General features: G+C 73.2%; 16 protein-coding genes and 1 pseudogene. 11 read left to right on the top strand and 6 right to left on the bottom strand.

What is annotated here, in order from left to right; all coding sequences use genetic code 11:
- The first annotated feature begins 34 nt into the window (after positions 1 to 34).
- A pseudogene (locus tag OHA91_RS39805) lies at positions 35 to 1,267 on the top strand (FAD-dependent oxidoreductase).
- A gap of 93 nt (positions 1,268 to 1,360) precedes the next feature.
- Here OHA91_RS39805 and OHA91_RS01850 read toward each other — a convergent pair.
- The 6 genes from OHA91_RS01850 to OHA91_RS01825 all read right to left on the bottom strand — a co-directional run bounded on the left by OHA91_RS01850 (position 1,361) and on the right by OHA91_RS01825 (position 8,021).
- Positions 1,361 to 3,091, bottom strand: coding sequence for an acyl-CoA dehydrogenase family protein (locus OHA91_RS01850; RefSeq protein WP_266496310.1), 1,731 nt, complete (start codon positions 3,089 to 3,091; stop codon positions 1,361 to 1,363).
- Between the two features lie 92 nt (positions 3,092 to 3,183).
- Complete coding sequence (locus OHA91_RS01845) at positions 3,184 to 3,756, bottom strand: PadR family transcriptional regulator (RefSeq protein WP_328738404.1); 573 nt, start codon at positions 3,754 to 3,756, stop codon at positions 3,184 to 3,186.
- 186 nt (positions 3,757 to 3,942) lie between these two features.
- Positions 3,943 to 5,316, bottom strand: a complete 1,374-nt coding sequence (locus tag OHA91_RS01840; RefSeq protein WP_328738403.1) for a carotenoid oxygenase family protein — start codon at positions 5,314 to 5,316, stop codon at positions 3,943 to 3,945.
- A 70-nt stretch (positions 5,317 to 5,386) separates the two neighbouring features.
- Entirely contained in the window at positions 5,387 to 5,869 is a 483-nt protein-coding gene (locus OHA91_RS01835) for an SRPBCC family protein (RefSeq protein ID WP_328738402.1), read from the bottom strand.
- Between the two features lie 25 nt (positions 5,870 to 5,894).
- The gene (locus tag OHA91_RS01830; protein ID WP_266496318.1) at positions 5,895 to 7,370 is read right to left on the bottom strand and encodes an MFS transporter; all 1,476 of its coding nucleotides are present in this window, start codon (positions 7,368 to 7,370) and stop codon (positions 5,895 to 5,897) included.
- 84 nt (positions 7,371 to 7,454) lie between these two features.
- The gene (locus tag OHA91_RS01825) at positions 7,455 to 8,021 is read right to left on the bottom strand and encodes a TetR/AcrR family transcriptional regulator (protein ID WP_266496321.1); all 567 of its coding nucleotides are present in this window, start codon (positions 8,019 to 8,021) and stop codon (positions 7,455 to 7,457) included.
- A 168-nt stretch (positions 8,022 to 8,189) separates the two neighbouring features.
- On the opposite strand from OHA91_RS01825, the gene OHA91_RS01820 reads away from it, so the two are divergent.
- The 10 genes from OHA91_RS01820 (at position 8,190) to OHA91_RS01775 (ending at position 19,069) form a co-directional block, all read left to right on the top strand.
- Positions 8,190 to 8,522: a hypothetical protein gene (locus OHA91_RS01820; RefSeq protein WP_328738401.1), complete on the top strand. Its 333-nt coding sequence runs from the start codon at positions 8,190 to 8,192 to the stop codon at positions 8,520 to 8,522.
- 72 nt (positions 8,523 to 8,594) lie between these two features.
- Positions 8,595 to 9,536 carry an alpha/beta fold hydrolase gene (locus OHA91_RS01815; protein WP_328738400.1) on the top strand — a complete coding sequence of 314 codons (942 nt, stop codon included), beginning with the start codon at positions 8,595 to 8,597 and terminating at the stop codon, positions 9,534 to 9,536.
- A gap of 495 nt (positions 9,537 to 10,031) precedes the next feature.
- Positions 10,032 to 12,674 carry a DUF6777 domain-containing protein gene (locus OHA91_RS01810; RefSeq protein WP_328738399.1) on the top strand — a complete coding sequence of 881 codons (2,643 nt, stop codon included), beginning with the start codon at positions 10,032 to 10,034 and terminating at the stop codon, positions 12,672 to 12,674.
- Between the two features lie 272 nt (positions 12,675 to 12,946).
- Entirely contained in the window at positions 12,947 to 13,414 is a 468-nt protein-coding gene (locus tag OHA91_RS01805) for a hypothetical protein (RefSeq protein ID WP_328738398.1), read from the top strand.
- Positions 13,415 to 13,502: 88 nt separating this feature from the next.
- Positions 13,503 to 13,928, top strand: a complete 426-nt coding sequence (locus OHA91_RS01800; protein WP_266496332.1) for an ATP-binding protein — start codon at positions 13,503 to 13,505, stop codon at positions 13,926 to 13,928.
- A 312-nt stretch (positions 13,929 to 14,240) separates the two neighbouring features.
- The gene (gene sigK, locus OHA91_RS01795; RefSeq protein ID WP_266496334.1) at positions 14,241 to 14,843 is read left to right on the top strand and encodes an ECF RNA polymerase sigma factor SigK; all 603 of its coding nucleotides are present in this window, start codon (positions 14,241 to 14,243) and stop codon (positions 14,841 to 14,843) included.
- Positions 14,840 to 15,592, top strand: a complete 753-nt coding sequence (locus OHA91_RS01790; RefSeq protein ID WP_328738397.1) for an anti-sigma factor — start codon at positions 14,840 to 14,842, stop codon at positions 15,590 to 15,592. Before sigK ends, OHA91_RS01790 begins: the two co-directional genes overlap by 4 nt.
- Positions 15,593 to 15,717: 125 nt before the next feature.
- Positions 15,718 to 16,977, top strand: coding sequence for an NAD(P)/FAD-dependent oxidoreductase (locus OHA91_RS01785; protein ID WP_328738396.1), 1,260 nt, complete (start codon positions 15,718 to 15,720; stop codon positions 16,975 to 16,977).
- Positions 16,971 to 17,720: a DUF1365 domain-containing protein gene (locus OHA91_RS01780; protein ID WP_276566049.1), complete on the top strand. Its 750-nt coding sequence runs from the start codon at positions 16,971 to 16,973 to the stop codon at positions 17,718 to 17,720. Before OHA91_RS01785 ends, OHA91_RS01780 begins: the two co-directional genes overlap by 7 nt.
- Positions 17,721 to 17,791: 71 nt before the next feature.
- Entirely contained in the window at positions 17,792 to 19,069 is a 1,278-nt protein-coding gene (locus tag OHA91_RS01775; RefSeq protein ID WP_328741049.1) for a cyclopropane-fatty-acyl-phospholipid synthase family protein, read from the top strand.
- The last annotated feature ends 17 nt before the right edge of the window (positions 19,070 to 19,086 follow it).

Below are 19,086 nucleotides of genomic sequence, written 5' to 3'. Positions count from 1 at the left end.
CGATCCCCGATCTCCGCGAAGGAAGCGGTGTGCCGTGGAGCGAACGACCTGCTGCGTGGTGGGGGGCGGCCCCGCCGGAATGGTGCTGGCGCTCCTGCTGGCCCGCGCCGGGGTGGAGGTCACCGTCCTGGAGAAACACGGGGACTTCCTGCGCGACTTCCGCGGCGACACCGTGCACCCCACCACCCTGTCGCTGCTGGACGACATCGGCCTCGCCGACCGCTTCGCCCGGCTGCCGCAGCGCCGCGTCACCACGGTCCAGCTGCCCATCGGGCCGGACCGGTCCCTGGTCACCGTCGGGAACATCGGGGCCCTGCACGGCAAGTACAACTACATCGCGATGGTGCCCCAATGGGACCTCCTCGACCTCCTCGCCGACGAAGCGGGCCGGGAACCCTCCTTCCACCTGCGCATGGACACCGAGGCGACCGGCTTCCTCATCGAGGGCGGCCGCGTGGGCGGCGTGCGCTACCGCACCGCGGACGGCGCCACCGGCGAACTCAGGGCCACCCTGACCGTCGCCTGCGACGGCCGCGGCTCACTGGCCAGGGCGCTGCCCGAACTGGGCCTGGAGCACTTCCCGTGCCCCATGGACGCCTGGTGGTTCCGGCTGCCCCGCCACCAGGACGACCCCAGCGGGCTCGTCGGCGGCCTGGGCGACCGGTTCTTCACCGCGCTCATCGACCGCGGCGACTAGTGGCAGTGCGCCGCGCTCATCCCCAAGGGAACCGACGCCGAGCGCCGCGCCGAGGGCCTGGAGCGCTTCATGACCCGCTTCGCGGAGGCCGCCCCCTGGCTGGCCGACCGCAGCCACGCCCTCACCTCCTGGGACGAGGTGAAACTGCTCGACGTACGACTGGACCGCCTGCGCCGCTGGCACCGCCCCGGTCTGCTGTGCATCGGCGACGCCGCCCACGCGATGTCACCGGTGGGCGGCATCGGCATCAACCTCGCCGTACAGGACGCGGTTGCCGCGGCCCGCCACCTCGTGCGCCCGCTGCGCGAGGGCACGGTGGGACTGCACGACGTACGCCGCGTCCAGCGCCGCCGCTGGCCCACCACCGTGGCGACCCAGGGCCTCCAACGCCTGGCCCACACCCAGGTCTTCGAACCGCTCCTCGCCGGCCGCACCGCCTTCGGCAACCCCCGGCGCGCCAAGCGGTTGACGGAACTCGTCACCGAGTCACCCTGGCTGAACCGGATCCCCGCGTACTTCATCGCCTACGGCGCCCTCCGCGAGCGCCCCCCGGCCGAATCCCTGCGCTGACCGGCGGGGACCCGGCCCGGCGAGTGGCCCCCGGCGACTGCCCCCGGCGGTCCGCACGGTGGTGGCGTGCGGACCGCCGAGGGGGCGGGGTGACTACTGCGCCATCTCGTAGGCGCCGGAGAGGGCCTCGACACGGGCCCAGACGCGGGCCGCGCGGGCCTCGTCGACGACTGGGCGGCGGACGGCGGCCAGGGCCCAGGCCTGCTGCTCCGGCGTGCTGGAGTCCTTGCCGTGCAGTTCGACGGCGTGCTGGGAGAAGTCGCGCACGAGCACCGAGAACAGCTCGTCCAGCACGGATTCGTCCAGGTCCGTCAGGCGGGCCTGCTCCAGGATCAGCTGCCCGTGGACGACCAGGGCGAACAGCTGCCCCACCGAGAGGAGGAAGTCGAGGTCGCGGCCCTGCGCCTCGTCGGGCGCGATGGTGGCCGCGAACTCGGCCAGGGCGTCGGCCTGTTCGCGGAACCGGGCGACGTTCGGCACGGCGGCGTAGGCGTCGTACGCCGGACGCCAGTCGTGGAAGCGTACGGAGCCCAGACCGCGGGCCGGACCCTGCCGGAACAGGAAGTCGTCGTCGGCCGCGTCGAGCCGCGTCGGCACGGGCGCGTACTCGGCCGGCTCCAGCAGGTGGTTGCGCATGAACTTGAGGATCAGGGCGAGGTTGACGTGGACCGTGCCCTCCAGCTTGGGCAGTCCGCGGATCTCGACGGCCGCCTGGGCGAAGTAGTTGTCCTTCTCGAAGCCCTTGGCGGCGATCACGTCCCACATCAGGTCGATGACCTTCTCGCCCTCCGTCGTGACCTTCATCTTGGTCATCGGGTTGAAGAGCAGGTAACGGCGGTCGTCGGGGCCGGCGGAGCGGAAGTAGTCGACGGCGCGGTCGCTGAACAGCTTCATCCCGACGAGGCGGACGTAGGCGTCGGCCAGCTCGCGGCGCACGTGCGGGAAGGCGGTGACGGGCCGGCCGTACAGGATCCGGTTGTGCGCGTGCGTGACGGCCTCGTACATCGCGTGCTCGCAGATGCCGATCGAGGCGGTGCAGAGGTTGAACTTGCCGACATTGACGGTGTTGAGCGCGGCGTCGAAGGCGGCCCGCCCGGTGTGCAGGACGTCCTCGGCGGCCACCGGGTAGTCCTCCAGGCGGAACTCGCTGACGTACTTGGAGGAGTCGACGACGTTCTTCACGAGCCGGTACGCCGGGTGGCGGCTGTCGGCGGCGAAGAAGACGTAGCCGTCGGGGCCCTCGACGTCGGTGCGGCGGCCGAAGACGGAGACGAGCCCGGCTGCGTTGCCGTTGCCGATGTAGTACTTGGAGCCGCTGGCGCGGAAACCGCCGGCACCGTCGGTGGACGGCTCCAGCAGCATGTCGGTGGAGTAGATGTCGGCGCCGTGCGTCTTCTCGGACAGGCCGAATGCGAACACCTCGCCCTCCGACAGGAGTTGCGCGGCGCGCTCGCGGGCGGCGGCGTTGTCGCTCTGCCAGACCGGGCCGAGGCCGAGGATGGTGACCTGCCAGGCGTACCAGTAGTCGAGGCCGTAGAAGCCGAAGATCTCGTTGAGGGCCGCGATCCGTGCGGTGTCCCAGCGCTTGTCCGGCTCGTCCTCGCCGGCGGCGGACGCCGGGGTCAGGAAGGTCGCGAAGAGCCCTTCCTTGGCGGAGAAGGCGAGGAAGTCGGCCAGCCAGGCGCGGGTGCGGTAGTCCTCGATGATCCGGCGCTTGCCGCGGGCCTCGAACCAGTCCACGGTGGCGCGCAGCAGCCTGCGCGTCTCCGGGTCGAAGTGGGCGGGGTCGTAGGTGTGCGGGTGGAACAGCAGAGGATCGGACACGGCGGATCACCTTCCGAGGGGTCGGAGTCGAGGTTCGCGCGGGTGCGCGGAGGGAGAGACGAGGGAGGGGGCGAGGTGCGCCCGGTCGCGGCTCAGCCGGTCGCGGGCGGCGCCGTGCGGCCGAGCCGCTGGAGGGTGGCCAGGACGTCGTCGAGCCAGGCGATGGTCATCCGCTCCTGCGCGATGCCGCCGCGCAGCACGACGTGCTGCAGTTCCTGGCCGGCGTCGAGCGGCGCGGGGGCCTCGGGCCCGGTGAAGTCGCGCAGCTCGCCGGCGAGATAGCGCGCGAGGCGGTCCCGGTGGGCCTGCTGGTGCCGTGCGACCTCGCGGATCAGGGAGGCCGGGTCGTCGAAGGCCGCCCCGCGGATCTTCACGGCGAGGTCGTGGCGCAGGCTCTCCGGTTCGATCGGCTCGTGCAGCCACTGTGCGAGCGCGGCCCGGCCGGCATCCGCGGCCGAATACTCCTTCTTGTCCGGCCGACCCTGCTGCGGGACCGTACGGACGGCGAGCATGCCGTCGCTCTCCATGCGCTTGAGCACGCGGTAGATCTGCTGGTGCGTGGCGGTCCAGAAGTAGCCGATCGACCGCTCGAACCGGCGGGCCAGCTCATAGCCGGAGCCCGGCTTCTCCAGCAGGGAGACGAGGATCGCGTGTTCGAGCGCCATGCCCCGATCCTGCTATGCAACTCGTTGCATAGACAAGCGGCGGTCCCCAGGTGAGACGCGGCTCACCCGGTGCGGGCGACGGGTGGGGCTGCAGCGGGGGAAGGACGCCGTGAGCCCCGAGCGCGTCTGCTCGCGCTCGGGGCTTCGGGAGGGGGCTTGGTGAGGGGGCCGTCGGGAGGAGCCGGATCAGGCGGCGTCGGGGATCCAGGAGCCGTGGATCATCGCCGGGACCCGGCGCGGCAGGTGGATGGTCGCGACCGGCGGGACGGTCAGGTCGGAGGCGTCCAGGACGAGCAGCTGCGAGGCGTTCGCCTTCAGGTCGCTCACCACGGTCAGCAGGTACCCGGCGTCCTCCTGCGACGCGCCCGCGCCCTCGGCGGGCACGAACACGGCCTCGCTCGGGAGCCGGCCGGCGCCGAAGGGCAGCAGCTGCCGGGCGCCGGTGGTGCGGTCGTACTTGACGAGCGTGTGGGCGGCGATCCCCAGGTCGTCGGGGAAGGCCAGGGCGTACTGGTAGCGGTGCTCGATGCCGAGGAAGGCCTCGTTGATGGTCGGGAACTCCACGGTGAGGTCGTCGGTCAGCTCCTCCTTGACGGATCCGGCCGCCAGGTCGACGGTCCAGCGGGTGCTGCGCGAACCGAAGTTGGGCTCGGCCCCGCGGTCCTCGGCGCCGACCCACCAGTTCCACGAGCGCTGCCAGCCGTCCCTGCCCACGGTCGGGCCCTCGACGACGATCCGCCCGTACGGGTCCTCGTAGGCGTTGGCGAAGTGCATTCCGTAGCCCTGCCCGATCTCCAACCAGCGGACCTCACGGGCCCGGCCGCCGGCGCCCGCGGTGGTGCGCGGCATGACGCCGATCCGGGAGATCTGTTCGTCGTTCCAGCCGTACGGGATGCCCGAGTGCTCGGCCGGGTCGAAGGTCACGGAGCCCTCGAGGAACACCACGTAGTGCTCGGTGATGGCGAAGTCGTGCTTGAGCGCCGCGCTCGCGCCCGGCACCTCCTGGCTCTCCAGCACCTTCCCGTCGGCGGAGGCGACGTGGTGGATCAGGTACGGCGGGAACGGGGAGGAGGCGAAGAAGTGGAGCTCGCCGGTGACCGGATCCTCCTTGGGGTGGGCGGTCATTGCCGAGGTCAGCCTGCCCCCGAAGTCGTAGGCCCCGACGGTCTCCAGATCAGCCGTCAGCTCGAAGGGGAGGGCCGCCTCGCTCAGGGCGAGGAGCCGGCCGGCGTGCTCGATGACGTGCGTGCCCGCCGTGCTGGCGGTCAGGTCGGGTCCCTTCTCGGTCATGTACGGGGCGCCGTCCAGGGCCGGGGTGTGGACCCAGCGGTTGCGGTACCACTCGGCGCGGCCGTCCTGGAGCCGGATGCCGTGGACCATGCCGCTGCCCTTGAACCAGTGGGTGGGCGTGATCCCGGGCTTCGGGTTGTGGCTGTTGCGGATGAGGCGGCCGGTCAGCTCGGGCGGGATGGTGCCCTCGACGGTGAGGCCGGTGGCGGTGATCTCGTCGGTGACGGGGGTGTAGTGGCCGGTCAGGTAGGGCTTGGCGGTGCTGGTCATGGCGATGTCCTCGACTCTCGGACGGCTGGGCGAAACGGTCGGGAAGCGGTGCGCGGAGGGGCGGGTGCGATCAGTGCCGCTCGGCGGCAGCGGCGGCGCCCGCCACGGCCTCGGCCTTGGCCTTCAGGGCGGCGAGCCAGGCTTCGAGGGACTGCCGCAGCACCTGCTCCATCTCCGTGCTGCGGGCCGCGACGGGCTCGCCGCTCCAGGACTCCTCGGTGCGGACCGTCACGGTGCCCGGCACCGTCTCCTGGAACGTCCAGACGTGGATGCCGTCGATGCCGTGGGCCGGACCGCCCCAGACGATCCGCTCGCCGGGGACGACCTGGTGGACGGTGGAGGTGATGTCCAGGCCGTGGGTCAGCCAGCGGAACGAGGTGCCGGGCGCCAGCGGACCGGCGTACTCCACCCGGTCCACGTCCGTGTTCCAGTCGGCCCAGGCGGCGATGTCGGTGTGCAGGTCCCAGACGGTGGCGAGCGGGGCGTGCACGGTGGTCCCGAGGCGGACGACGACCGGGGCTTCGGTGTCGACGGTGGTGGGGTGCGTGGTCATGGGAGGTACTCCTTCGGTGATGTGATCAGCGGGTTCGGTGGGTCGGGCAGGGCGGGGTCAGCGGTGGGGGAGCGGGGACGATCTCCCGCACCGGCCGGGTTCTGCGGGAGAGCAGCGGCGTGAGGGCCGCTCCGAGGAGCAGGACGGCGGCGGAGAGGAGGAAGGCGCTGCGGTACCCCTCGGTGAGGGCCGCGGTGTGCGCCAGGTCGGGCGGGGCGGCGGCGGTGCGGGCGGCGGCCAGGGTGCCCAGTACGGCGAGGCCGACGGCGCCGCCGATCTGGCGGGTGGTGTTGACCAGCCCGCCGGCCAGACCCGCGTCGGCGGGCTCCACCCCGCTCACGGCCGAGCCGGTGAGCTGCACGAAGGCCACGCCGAGGCCGACTCCGACGAGGAGTACGGGGCCCAGCAGGTGGACGAGGAAGGTGCCGTCGGCCGGGATCCGGGCCAGCCACAGGAAACCGGCGGCCTGGGTCGCCAGCCCGGTGAGGAGGGTCCGGTGCGGGCCGATGCGGCGGGCCAGTACGGGTGCCAGGCCGGAGCCGAGCATGTTCGCCGCGGCCAGCGGCAGTTGGGAGAGCCCGGCTTCCAGGGGGCCCGCACCGAGGACCTGTTGCTGGTAGAGGGGGAGGAAGAAGAACAGGCCCACCCAGACCGCACCGAGCAGCGCCATGACGAGGTTGGCGGGGCCCGCGGCGCCGCGGGCGAGGAGCCTCGACGGCAGTAGCGGAGCCGGGTGCCGGCGTTCGACCAGGGCGAAGAGGGAGAGGAGGACTGCCGCCGCGGCGAAGGAGCCGAGTACCAGGGGGTCGGTCCAGCCGGAGCGGCCCGCGGCCGTGAGCCCGTACACGAGCGCGACCAGGCCGGTGGTGACGGTGAGGGATCCGGCCGCGTCGAGCCGCGGGCGGGGCCCGTCGGCCTCCTTCGGGTCGGCCGGTACAAGGCGCAGGGTGACGGCCAGGACCACCGCCGCGCCGATGCCGGAGGCGTGGAACACCCAGGGCCAGCCCGGTCCTTCGGTGAGGACCCCGCCGAGCAGGACCCCGGCCGCGCCGCCCGCGCCGGACACGGCTCCCCAGACGCCGAGGGCCCTGGCACGGGCGGGCCCGGGCGGATGGAGCCGCATGACCAGGGAGAGCGCGGCGGGCGCGATCGCGGCTGCGCCGACGCCCTGGACCGTGCGGGCGGTGACGAGCATCCAGGGGGCGCTCGCCAGTCCGGCGGCGACGGCCGCCGCGGCGAAGAGGGCGAGGCCGGCCGTCAGCAGGCGGCGCCGCCCGAGGAGGTCGGCCGCCCGACCGCCGAGCAGGAGCAGGGCGCCGAAGGCGAGGCCGTACGCGTTGACGACCCAGGACATGCCCGCGTCCGACAGCCCGACCCCGTCGCGTACGGCGGGAAGGGCGACGTTCACGATCGAGGTGCTGAGGGTGACCGCGAACTGGGCGGCGGCCAGCGCCGCGAGGGTTGCCGTGGCGGAGTGCCGGTGGGGCGGTGTGGCGTACATGCGCGTTCTCCTGTGTGTGGTTGACCACTCACTCTTTGGTCCGGAAGGAGGGCGGACCGAGTGGGTCCGCCCGGCCGTCGCCCGTCAGTAGTGCCGGATGCCGGCCGAGAGCGTCCGGGACCAGGGTGCGTCCACCTCGTGCGCGTCCAGCGACACGAGGAGGTGGCAGAGCATGCCCGTCGCGAAGAACTGCTGGACGTCGGCCTCGGCCGCACCCGACGCGCCCCGCACGTACTCCACCATCCGGGCGTAGCCGGCACGCACGGCCTCGCGTACCGCCGCTTCGGACACGGCCGCGGCCTGCGCGTGGGTCAGGACGAGGAGCAGGTCCTTGTCGGCGATCAGGTGGGCGTACGTGTCGCCCATGGTGTGCAGCACCGCCTCCGGGCTGCTGCCCTGCGCCTGTGCGGCACCCTCCTCGAGGCTGGTCCGGACCCGGGTGAAGCACCGCTCGACGACCGCGGTGAACAGCGCCTCCTTGTTCGGGAACAGGCGGTAGACATAGGCCTGGGAGATCCCGGCGGCCTTGGCCACCTCGGTGGTCGTGGTGCCGAAATAGCCGCGGGCCGCGAAGGCCCCGATGGCCGTCCGCAGGACGGTCTCGCGGCGCTCTTCGGCCGAGGAGAGTTGGCGTCGTCGTTCCGTGTTCATGTGAGTAATAAACCACTCACACTTTCGGCTGTCAATGCCCGGGCTCCCCGCCCGGCGCGCTGGGGCGGGGATGACGGGCGGGGGCCGAGCGGCCGGACCGGGTACTCACACGGGGATGAGTACCCCCGCTCAAGCGACGCCGCGGGCGCGCCGCATAGCCTGCCGTCCATGAGTTCCGCGAACCAGGCCATCGAGCCGGAGCAGCAGGAAGAGCCGCACCACAGCAGCGGCACGGGATCGCTGGTCCTCGGCGTCACCGCCGTCGGGTCGTTCGGCTTCCCGTTCCTGCCCGAAGCGCTCCCGCCCATGGTCCGCTACCTGCCGCTCTACCTCGTCCTCCCCCTCGGGATCTGCGCCGTCGTCTGGGGACTTCCCGACCTGTGGCGGGCGTGGGGCACCGAGGACTCCAGTCCGGTACGGGCCCGTATCGGGGTCCTCCTCGGCACGTTGGCGATCCTGGCCCCGCTCGTCTGGCTCTTCTTCTACCTCGGAGCCGGGTGACCGGCGCCGGTGCCCATTGCCCGGCCCGCGACCTGGTTGGCGGGGTGAAGCGCGGCGCGGGACGCTGAGGACATGCGATGGCGTGTGCCCGGCGCGGTGGTGGCAGCGATGGCCGCCGTCCTGCTGGTCGCCGGCACACCGGGGCCGAGCGGCGGCGGGGACACCGAGCAGCGCGTGGCCATCGGCGGCGGCCGGTCCCTCTACCTGCACTGTTCCGGCACCGGAAGCCCGACCGTCGTGCTGCTCCCCGGGCTGCACGAGGCCTCCGACCCGTGGTCGCTGACCGAGACCGCCCCGCCCGTGCCCAAGGCCCCCGCCGTGCTTCCGGGCGTGGCCGCCTTCACCCGCGTGTGCACCTACGACCGCCCCGGCACCATCCGCTACACGCAGCCGCCCGCGCTCACCACCCGCAGCACGCCCGTGCAGGGCACCCGTACGGTTCCCGCCATGGTCCAGGACCTGGACCGGCTGCTGACCGCCGCCCGCGTACCGGGCCCGTACCTGCTCGTGGGGCACTCCTTCGGCGGGATGCTCGCCCTGCGGTACGCGCAGGAGCACCCGGAGCGCACGCGCGGCCTGGTCCTCGTCGACGCGCTGGGGCCCGCGCTGAAGCCCGCGATGGGGGCGGACTGGCCGGCGTACGTCGAAGCGCTCCGGCACCCCGGTACGCCGTTCGACTCCGACCCCGCATTCGAGCAGGTCGACATCGACGGCGGGGTCAACGCCATCGACCGCGGCGGCCCGCTCCCGCCCGTACCCGTCGCGGTGCTCAGCAAGACAGAACCCTTCGCCGCGCCGGCCACCATGTCCAAGGACCTCCTGGCGAAGCTGGAGACGGCCTGGCCCAAGGCCCAGCAGGCGCTGGTGGCCCTGCGGCCGCAGACCCCCCACCTGCTGGCTACCGGCAGCGACCACTACGTCCAGATCCACGATCCGGACCTCACCATCGCGGCGGTCCGCCTGGTCGCGGACCGGGCCGCGACCCTGCCGGGCGCGGCCCCCGAGGGCCCCTAGCAGGACTTCCGGCGGGGCTGTCAAGTCCCGAATGGTCGCGACATGACGTGGCACGGGGGCGGGGGGCTTACTCGAGGGACGGGCTCACACCCACTACGTGGCCCCATCGGTGTCGCCGGTGAAGAGCCGGTCCCCGTCAGTGCGGGATCGCCCCTTCACCGGCTTCTGGTTCACGGCACCGGTTGCGAGGTTTCCCCTCCGGGATGTGGAGGCGTTGACGGCCAGAAGGAGCGAGCGCATGCGAGTCACCATCGTTTTCCCGGTGCCATGTGTCGGGGGGCGGGCGTCATGAGTTCCCTGCCCTCCTCGTCCGAGCACCCTTCAGGCCCCCCGCCCGGTCCGCTGTCGGGCAAGGGCTCGCAACCGCAGCCCGTGCCCGAGGCTCCGCCGCCGGTGCCTCCGCCTCCGCCCCCGTCCCACCCGTCGGCGTCTTCCGTACCTCCGGCCGACGGCGGGGGAGGGCGGCCGAAGCGCCGCTGGCGGTCGCGCAGGACCGTGGTCAGTGCGAGCACGGCGGCGGTCGTGGTCTCGGCGGTGGTCGTCGGCTTCACCGTGCTGGGCGGCAACACCGCGGCCGGCGGGGAGGTCTTCCTGGAGGCCGCCGCGGCGGCCGGACCCGATCCGTTCACCCCCTCGACGGCCAACGGGTCCGAGGAGACGGCCGACCCGCCCGAGACCACCGGGACGGTGCAGGGCGGTACGAACGGCGCGCGCACCCTGGAGGTCGACGGCGGCCACCCGGGGCTCTACGGGGGCACGCGGAACGTTGCGAGCTGTGACGTGGAGAAGCAGATCAAGTTCCTCACCGCGCACCCGGACAAGGGGAACGCCTTCGCCACCACACTGGGTGTCCGGCAGGCCGGCATCCCCGCCTATCTGCGGTCGCTCACGCCGGTCCGGCTGGGCTGGGACACCCGGGTCACCAACCACGGGTACAAGAACGACGCGCCGACCGGCTACCAGGCGATCCTGCAGGCCGGTACGTCCGTACTGGTCGACGGCCACGGTGTACCGCGGGTCCGGTGCGCGTGCGGCAATCCTTTGACGCCGCCGGTCGCCGTCGAGGGCAAGGCCAGGCTCAGCGGTCAGGAGTGGTCCTCGTTCCGGTCCGCCGAGCTGGTGGCAGTCAAGCCGGCGGCGAAGCCGGTGAAGGCCGTAACGGTCTTCGACCGGGGCCGCAAGGCGTGGTACGAGCGTCCGAGCGGCGCGGCGCGGGGGCAGTCCGACCGCGAGGTCGAGGCGCCGCCGGGCCGGCCCGCCGGCTCGCCGTACCCGGCCCTGCCGCCGGCTCATCAGGGCTCGGTCCGGACGGGCCCCGGCGCGGACACGGAGCAGCGGAATCCGGAGGTCCCGGACCCGGCCCCGGGAGTCGCGCCGGACCGGAACCCCGCCCCTGCCCAGGAGCCGGCCCACGAGCCGCAGAAGGATTCCGGGAAGCAGCCCGACAAGGCACCGGCCCCCGACGAGGAGCCGCGGAGGAACCCTGCGAAGGAGAAGGTGTCCGACGGGACCCCGGACAAGACCCCCGCGAAGGAGCCGGGCGGTGACCGGGGCCACGACCCCGCCAAGCCGCGGGAGAAGGCGCCGGCCGAGGACCCCGCAAGCGTCCCGCGGAAGGTGCCGGAGGAGCAGTCGGGCACGGGCGAGGGCAGGGACCCGGGGAAGGCGCCCGAGTCGGTCCCGGACAAGGCTCCTCACAAGGAGTCGGGCAGGGACCCGGGGAAGGCGCCGGGTCGGGACCCAGGCGGCGAGCCGGGCAAGGATCCTGCGAAGGTACCGGGCCAGGGCAAGGACCCGGAAAGGGTGCCCGAGCCGGCCCCGGACAAGGCGCCGGGTCAGCCGCCGGGCACGGGTCGGGGCAACGACCCTGCGAACGTACCGGGAACAGGTCGGGGGAAGGAATCCGGCGAAGTGCCGGGCAAGGAGTCAGGTACGGACCGGGGCAAGGAGCCGGGAAAGGCACCGGCGACGGTGCCGGAAAAGGGCACGGGCAACGTGCCGGACGACAGCCCGGGCAAGGCGCCGGGGCAGGAGCCCGGCACGGGAAACGGGTCGGGCAAGGCGCCGGGGTCGGTGCCGCGCGAGCCTGGTGGGCAGCCGGACAAGGTGCCAGGTCAGGAGTCCGGCGAGAGCACCCGCAAGGTGCCGGGTCAGGAATCGGGCACGGGGCAGGGCAAGCCCCCCGAGAAGGCGCCGGGGCAGCAGCCGGGGTCGGGCCAGGGGTCGGGTACGGGCAACGGGTCGGGCCAGGCACCCGGGACGGTCCCGCATGAGCCTGGCGGCGTGCCGGACAAGGGCCCGGGCCGGGATGCCGGTGCGGGCTCGGGCAAGGTGCCCGGTCAGGGGTCGGGCAACGGCACCGGCAAGGTGCCGGGACGGGAGACGGGCAACGGGTCCAGCCAGGGCGAAGGGTCCGGTCAGGGGTCGGACAAGGGCACGGGGAAGGCTCCGGGCAAGGGCTCCGGACAGGAGACGCGCCGGGGTTCCGGCCACGGCACGGGCGAGGGGACCGGTCAGGGTACGGGCAAGGCTCCCCGTCGGGGGTCCGGCCAGGGCACGGGCAAAGCGCCCGGCCAGGGATCCGGTCACGGCACGGGCGAAGGGTCCGGTCAGCAGTCCGGTCGCGGCACGGGGACGGCGCCCGGCCAGGGGTCCCGTCAGGGCACGGGCAAAGCGCCCGGCCAGGGATCCGGTCACGGCACGGGCGAAGGGTCCGGTCAGCAGTCCGGTCGCGGCACGGGGACGGCGCCCGGCCAGGGGTCCCGTCAGGGCACAGGCCAGGCGTCCGGTCAGCAGTCCGGCCAAGGTGCGGGGAAGGCTCCGGGGCAGGGGTCCGGCCAGGGCGCGGTCCACGGGTCCGGCCAGGGCGCCGGTACCGGTACCGGCGAGGCGCCCGGGCAGGGGTCGGGCGCCGGCAACGGCCGGGTTCAGCCCGAGGGGCAGGTACCCGGCGGGGGAACGGGGCGCCGGCAGTCCGGTACCGGCGGCCTGGACAGGGGGCAGGGGTCCGGGCGGGAGTCCGGCCACCAGCGGGGGAGCGGGCGGGTTCAGGACGCCCCCGACCAGGGTTCCACGCAGGGGCGGCTGGGCCGATCCGACGGTTCGGGGAGCCGGGAGGAGGAGCCGCTGCTCAGGTAGCCCACCCGCTGCGGCAGCCAAGGCCGCAGTCACTCCGGGACCCGGACCCGGACCCGGACCCGGACTCCGACCCGGCGCCGAGCGCGACACGGTCCGAGCAGGGTCGGCAGGGTTCACGGCACGCACTCCGAAGGGAGAGAGATATGGCGGTTTGACTCTCTTGCCAATCCTTCACTCCGTTCGTCACGAATCTGTGGTGACGCTCCAGATGGTGAAGGAGCAGACGAAGCCGAATGCTTGATGAACCTGACGAAAGGGAGGAGGTGAGCCCGATGACCGCTTCGCAGCACATGAGGCGCCTGGTCGTCGGAGTCGCATCCGCAGGGCTGCTGGCCGGTGGCTCGCTGCTGGGTCTGTCCGGTACGGCGAGCGCCGCCCCCGCGGCAGCGCCGGCAACGGCGAACTCCATGCTCACCAGCGACCGTGATCACGACCGCGACCGCGACCGCGACCGCAACCGCAACCGCGACCATGACCGGGACAACCGGCACGACCGCTGGGACCGCCGCAACCACGATCGGTGCACCTGGGTCAAGGGCCACTGGGCGACCGACAAGTGGAGCAAGGGCCACTGGGAGCGCAAGTGGCACCAGGGCACCTGGCACCACGGCTACCGCGACCACCACGGCAAGTGGCACGACGGCTGGTGGAGCAAGGGCTACTGGAAGCAGCACTGGGTGCCCGGCCACTCGGTGAACCACTGGGTTCCCGGGCACTGGAACTGCCACAACAAGTGGTAGCACCGGCCTGGGCGCGGCGGGGGTTCCGGGGCGGGGGCCCCGGAACCCCTGCCGGTTCACCCTCCACGATCAGGAACCAGGAACCGTCATGGACACCGCACTCGCCACCGCACCCCTCACGCGGCCGTCAACGGTGCACCACCCCCTGCCACCAGGGCCGCAGGCCGCCCGGGAAGCCCGCCGCATGGCCGGCTGGCTGCTCGCCGTCCACCCCGTGGCCTGCCCGCACGACACCACCGAGGACATCCTCGTCATCGTCTCCGAGTTGACGGCCAACGCCGTCCAGCACGCCAGGCCGCCCTACGCGCTCACGTTCAGCGTGGAGCCGGGCCGGGCCGGCATCGCCCTCAGCGACGCTTCCCCCGCCCTGCCCCGGCAGCACGACGGCCGCGGCCCCCTCGCCACGCGCGGGCGCGGGCTGGAGATCATCCGCGCCCTCGGCGCCGAACTCTTCGTCAGCCGCGCTCCCCTCGGCAAGCAGGTCATCGCTGTGGTCACCTGGCCCGAGCACTGACCCGCGGCACGGGCGGGGGAGGGCATGCCGCCGAGCTGCCCGCCCGGCTCCGCCGACACGTTCATCTGCTCCTTTTGCCAAATGTCCGGCCATCCGTACGCACGTCCGCTACGAAGAACCTGAAGAACCCGAAGAACTCGAAAAATCCCAAGAAGCTCGACAACCCGAAGAACCGTCGGACACACCACACGGCCCTGCGCCGCGAACAAGACCATGGACAAGGACAAGGACCACCATGCGATGGACACCCCGCCCCCGGACGGCCGGCATCGGCTGCCCCTTCGCCTTGTCGCCCCGGCCGGAGTTCGCCCGGTGAACCAACCGCTCCCGTTCGGGCCAGGTCGCACCGGCAGGGCGAGTCACGCCGGCCGCAGCGACCTCGCCGAGGTCATGGACAGGGTCGCCCACGGAGACAAACAGGCCTTCTCCTCCCTCTACGACGCCCTCGCGCCCATGGTCTTTGGCATCGTCGTCAGAGTCGTACGCGACCGGTCCCAGTCGGAGGAGGTCGCGCAGGAGGTCATGATCGACCTGTGGAGGCAGGCCGCCCGCTACCGGCCCGACCAGGGCAGCGTCGCCGCGTGGGCGTCGACCATCGCCCACCGGCGGGCCGTGGACCGGGTCCGCTCCGCCCAGGCGTCCGCCGACCGGGAACAGGCCCAGGCCGCCCGCGAGCACCGGACGGCGTTCGACGAGGTCTCCGAGCAGGTCGAGACCCGTCTGGAGAGCGAGCAGGTACGCCGCTGCATGCGCGGCCTGACCGAACTCCAGCGCCAGGCCGTGACCCTGGCCTACTACCGTGGCCTGACCTACCGTGAGGTCGCCGAAGCCCTGCGCACACCGCTTCCGACCATCAAGACACGCATGCGCGACGGGCTGATCCGGCTCCGCGACTGCATGGGGGTGACCACATGAAGCAACACCACTCCGACCTCCACACCCTCGCCGCCGCCTACGCCCTCAACGCCCTGGACCCCGCCGAACGCAAGGCGTTCACCGACCACCTGCCGCACTGCCAGGCGTGCCGCGAGGAGGTGGCCGAGTTCGAGGCCACTGCCGCGCGCCTGGCGGACGCCGCCGCCCAGACCCCGCCGCCCGCGATGAAGCAGCACGTCATGGCCGCCGTCGACGGTGTCCGCCAGCTGCCGCCGCGGGTCACCGACACCGCACCGACCGCCGGCTTCGCCAGCGCGCTGCGACGCCGGGCCGTACCCTTCGCGCTGGCCGCCAGCGTGGTCGCGGCCGCGTCGTTCGCGGGCGTCGCAGCCTGGCAGAACCAGCAGGGCGAGCAGTACCAGCAGCGGGCGATCCAGGCCGAGCAGCGACTCGACGACGTCAGCGCCGTCCTGGCCGCACCCGACGCCCGTACGGTGCACGGCCGGGCCAGCAACGGAGCGGCCACCACGGTCGTCGCCTCCGAGCGGCAGAACAGGGCCGCCTTCACCGCCGCCGGACTGCCCGCGCCCGCCCCCGGCAAGACCTACCAGCTGTGGCTCGACCACGACGGCACCATGCGCCCGGCCGGGTTCATCCATCAGGACGGCACCGTCCTCATCGACGGGGACACCGCCGGCGCCGGCGCCGTCGGTCTGACCCTCGAACCCGCCGGAGGCTCCCGCCGCCCCACCACCGCCCCCCTCCTCCTGATGGCCCTGCCCACCTGACGGAGGACCGCCCCCCCGCCCGTACAGCACTACGACCCCACCGCCACCAATCCGCCCACCCGTTCGCTGCGAAGTACGGGTGAGCGACCGCACCCAGCGGCGCGTCGAGTGGCGGGAGTGCCGAGGTGGAAGTCCGGAAAGCAGCGGTGATCGGAGCCGGGATCGCGGGCCTGACGGCCGCCCACGTCCTGGCGCGTTCGTACGAGGTCACCCTCTACGAGGCCGACGTCCGCCTCGGCGGCCATGCCCACACCCATGAGCTGCCCGGCCCGGACGGGCGGCCCATGGGTGTGGACTCGGGGTTCATCGTCCACAACGAGAGCACCTACCCGAACCTGCTACGGCTCTTCCGCGAGCTGGGGATCGCCACCCAGGACGCCGAGATGAGCATGTCGGTACGGTGCGACGGCTGCGGCCTGGAGTACGCGGGCGCCCGCGGCCCGAGCGGCCTGGTCACCGGCCGGGCGGCGCTGCGGGGCCGCTACCTGCACCTGCTCGCGCAGGTGCCGGTCTTCCACCGCAAGGCCCGGCGGCTGCTCGCCGACCCGCCCTCCCACCACGTCACCCTGGGCGACTTCCTCCGCGAGGGCCGGTTCTCCCCGTACTTCGTCAGCCACTTCGCCCTCCCGCTGGTCTCCGCGGTGTGGTCGTGCCCCGCACGCACCGCGCTGTCCTACCCGGCCGCCCACCTCTTCACCTTCCTCCACCACCACGGCCTCCTGTCGGTCAAGGGCTCCCCGCAGTGGAAGACCGTCACGGGCGGCTCCGCCGCCTACGTCGACGCCGTGGCCAAGGGCGTGCACCGCGTCCTCACGGCCAGCCCCGTGGAAGCGGTCCAGCGGACCGGCCACGGGGCGCGCGTCGCCACCGGCGACGGCGCCACCGAGGCCTACGACGCCGTCGTCATCGCCACCCACCCCGACCAGGCCCTCCGCCTCCTCGCCGACCCCACCCCGGACGAACGGCGGCTCCTGGGCGCCTTCACGTACGCGCCCAATCCCACGGTCCTGCACACCGACACCCGCCTCCTGCCCCGCTCACCCCGCGCCCGGGCCTGCTGGAACTACCACCTGCCGGCCTGCGATCCCTCCGCCGAGGCCGTCCGCGTCAGCTACGACATGCGGCGTCTGCAGAACCTGCCCGAGGGCGCCGACTACGTGGTGAGCCTGGGCGCCGACGACCGCGTGGACGCGCGCCGGGTGGTGCGCCGCATGCTCTACGAGCACCCCGTCTACACCCCCGCCTCGGTCGCCGCGCAGAAGGAACTGCCGCGCCTGAACACCGGCGTGACCGCCTACGCCGGAGCGTGGCACGGCTGGGGCTTCCACGAGGACGGCTGCCGCTCCGGCGCGGCGGCCGCCCGCGCCCTGGGGGTGCTCTGGTGACCGGGGAGGCGGCGCCCTCCGCCGCGCTGTACGAGTGCCTGGTCGTCCACACCCGTACCGCGCCGCTGCGCCACGACGTCCGGCACCGCACCTACCTGTGGTGCGTGGACCTCGACCGGCTGCCGGTCCTGCCCCGCCCGCTGCGTCCGCTCGCCCGGTTCGACCCGCGTGACCACTTCGCGGGCCGCGCCCCCACGATCCGTGCCGGTCTCGAGGAGTTCCTCGCCTCCCGCGACATAGACATCGCGGGCGGGCGCGTCGTGATGCTCGCCCACGCCCGCGTCTTCGGGTTCGTCTTCAACCCCCTCAGCGTCTACTGGTGCCACGACGCCTCCGGGGCCCTGGTGTGCGTCGTGGCGGAGGTCCACAACACCTACGGGCAGCGGCACTGCTACGTGCTGCACCCGGACGCCGGCGGCGGGGCGAGGGCCGAGAAGCGGTTCTACGTCTCGCCGTTCTTCCCGGTCGAGGGCCACTACCGGATGCGCCTGCCGCTTCCCGGGGAACGCCTCGACCTGACCGTGCACCTCGACACCGAGGCCGGCCGGCCGTTCACCGCCACCGTACGGGGACGCGCCCGCCCCGCCACGCCCCGCGCACTCCTGCGGGCCGCCGCCCGCAGGCCCTGGTCGACCGTCGCAATCTGGGCCGGGATCCGCTTCCACGGCGTCCGCCTGCTCCTGCGCGGCCTGCCCGTACAGCCCCGCCCCCGGCACACCCCGCAGAAGGGAATGGTTCCGTGACCCGTCAGGCCACCACGACCACCACGACCACCACGACCGACGACCGGCCACGCAGGCCCGACCACCAGGCGCTGCCGCCGGACCCCCGGCCCCGGAGGTCCGTCCGCGCCGACGGGACCCCTCAGCGGGCGGACCCCGCGCGCTGGCCGGACGTGGCCCGACTGCCGACCGCGAGCCCGGCCCGGACCGCCGTCGCCGCACACCTGGTCGGCGGAGCCCTCAAGAGGCTCTCCCTGGACGTGGGCGACCGCACCGCACCCGAAGCAGGCACCACCCGCCGCCCGGACATCACCATCCACGACCCGGACGCCTTCTACCTGCGCATCGGCCGCGACGGCCTGATCGGCTTCGGCGAGTCCTACATGGCCGGCGAATGGGACAGCGACGACCTGCCCGGCCTGCTGACCGTCCTCGCCACGCACGTCGACGACCTGGTCCCGGCCCCGCTGCGCGGCCTCCGGGCGCTGTGGGTGTCCGCCCGCCCCGGCCGTGACCGCAACACCCGGCGCGGCGCACGCGAGAACATCCACCGCCACTACGACCTCTCCAACGACCTGTTCGCCTCCTTCCTCGACCCGACCCTCAGCTACTCCTCCGCCGTCTTCACCGGCTTCCCCGCCCGGTTCGAGGACCTCCCCGCCGCCCAGCACCGCAAGATCGACCGCCTCCTCGACCTCGCGCACGTCACGGACGGCACCGAACTGCTGGAGATCGGCACCGGCTGGGGAGAGCTCGCACTGCGCGCCGCCGCCCGCGGCGCCCGCGTCACCACCCTCACCCTCTCCGCCGAACAGGCCGAACTCGCCCGCGCCCGGATCGACGACGCCGGGTTCGGCGAGCGCGTCGACGTCCGGCTGTGCGACTACCGTGACGTCGAGGGCCGGTACGACGCCGTGGTCAGCGTCGAGATGATCGAGGCCGTCGGCGCCGAGTTCTGGCCCTCCTACTTCGCCGCCCTGCGCGGCGCGCTCCACCCCGGCGGGCGCGTCGCCCTCCAGGCCATCACCATGGGACACCAGCAGATGCTGAACACCGCCGCCACCCACACGTGGATCAGCAAGTACGTCTTCCCCGGCGGCCTGATCCCCTCCCGCCGCGCCATCACCGAGCACGCGGCGGCGGCCGGCCTGCGCACCGAGTCCGACCTGGGATTCGCCGAGCACTACGCGCAGACCCTGCGCCTGTGGCGCGAACGGTTCACGGCGAGCCGCGGCACGGTCGCCGACCTCGGCTTCGACACCGTCTTCCAGCGGCTCTGGGAGTTCTACCTGGCCTACTCGGAAGCCGGATTCCGCTCCCGCTACCTGGACGTCCGCCAGATCGTCCTCACCGACGGGACCCTCCGATGAGACCCGCCGGGTCCGCT

The sequence above is a fragment of the Streptomyces erythrochromogenes genome (assembly GCF_036170895.1).
Taxonomy (GTDB): domain Bacteria; phylum Actinomycetota; class Actinomycetes; order Streptomycetales; family Streptomycetaceae; genus Streptomyces; species Streptomyces erythrochromogenes.
The sequence above is the reverse complement of the archived record's forward strand: the minus strand, read 5'-3'. Positions and strand labels throughout refer to the sequence as shown.

Coding starts and splice junctions, on each gene's coding strand:
- OHA91_RS01845 (WP_328738404.1), bottom strand. CDS start 3,756: ATGGCGCTCGAACACGCGATCCTCGTCTCCCTGCTGGAGAAGCCGGGC.
- OHA91_RS01840 (WP_328738403.1), bottom strand. CDS start 5,316: ATGACCAGCACCGCCAAGCCCTACCTGACCGGCCACTACACCCCCGTC.
- OHA91_RS01835 (WP_328738402.1), bottom strand. CDS start 5,869: ATGACCACGCACCCCACCACCGTCGACACCGAAGCCCCGGTCGTCGTC.
- OHA91_RS01830 (WP_266496318.1), bottom strand. CDS start 7,370: ATGTACGCCACACCGCCCCACCGGCACTCCGCCACGGCAACCCTCGCG.
- OHA91_RS01825 (WP_266496321.1), bottom strand. CDS start 8,021: ATGAACACGGAACGACGACGCCAACTCTCCTCGGCCGAAGAGCGCCGC.
- OHA91_RS01820 (WP_328738401.1), top strand. CDS start 8,190: ATGAGTTCCGCGAACCAGGCCATCGAGCCGGAGCAGCAGGAAGAGCCG.
- OHA91_RS01815 (WP_328738400.1), top strand. CDS start 8,595: ATGCGATGGCGTGTGCCCGGCGCGGTGGTGGCAGCGATGGCCGCCGTC.
- OHA91_RS01805 (WP_328738398.1), top strand. CDS start 12,947: ATGACCGCTTCGCAGCACATGAGGCGCCTGGTCGTCGGAGTCGCATCC.
- OHA91_RS01800 (WP_266496332.1), top strand. CDS start 13,503: ATGGACACCGCACTCGCCACCGCACCCCTCACGCGGCCGTCAACGGTG.
- OHA91_RS01790 (WP_328738397.1), top strand. CDS start 14,840: ATGAAGCAACACCACTCCGACCTCCACACCCTCGCCGCCGCCTACGCC.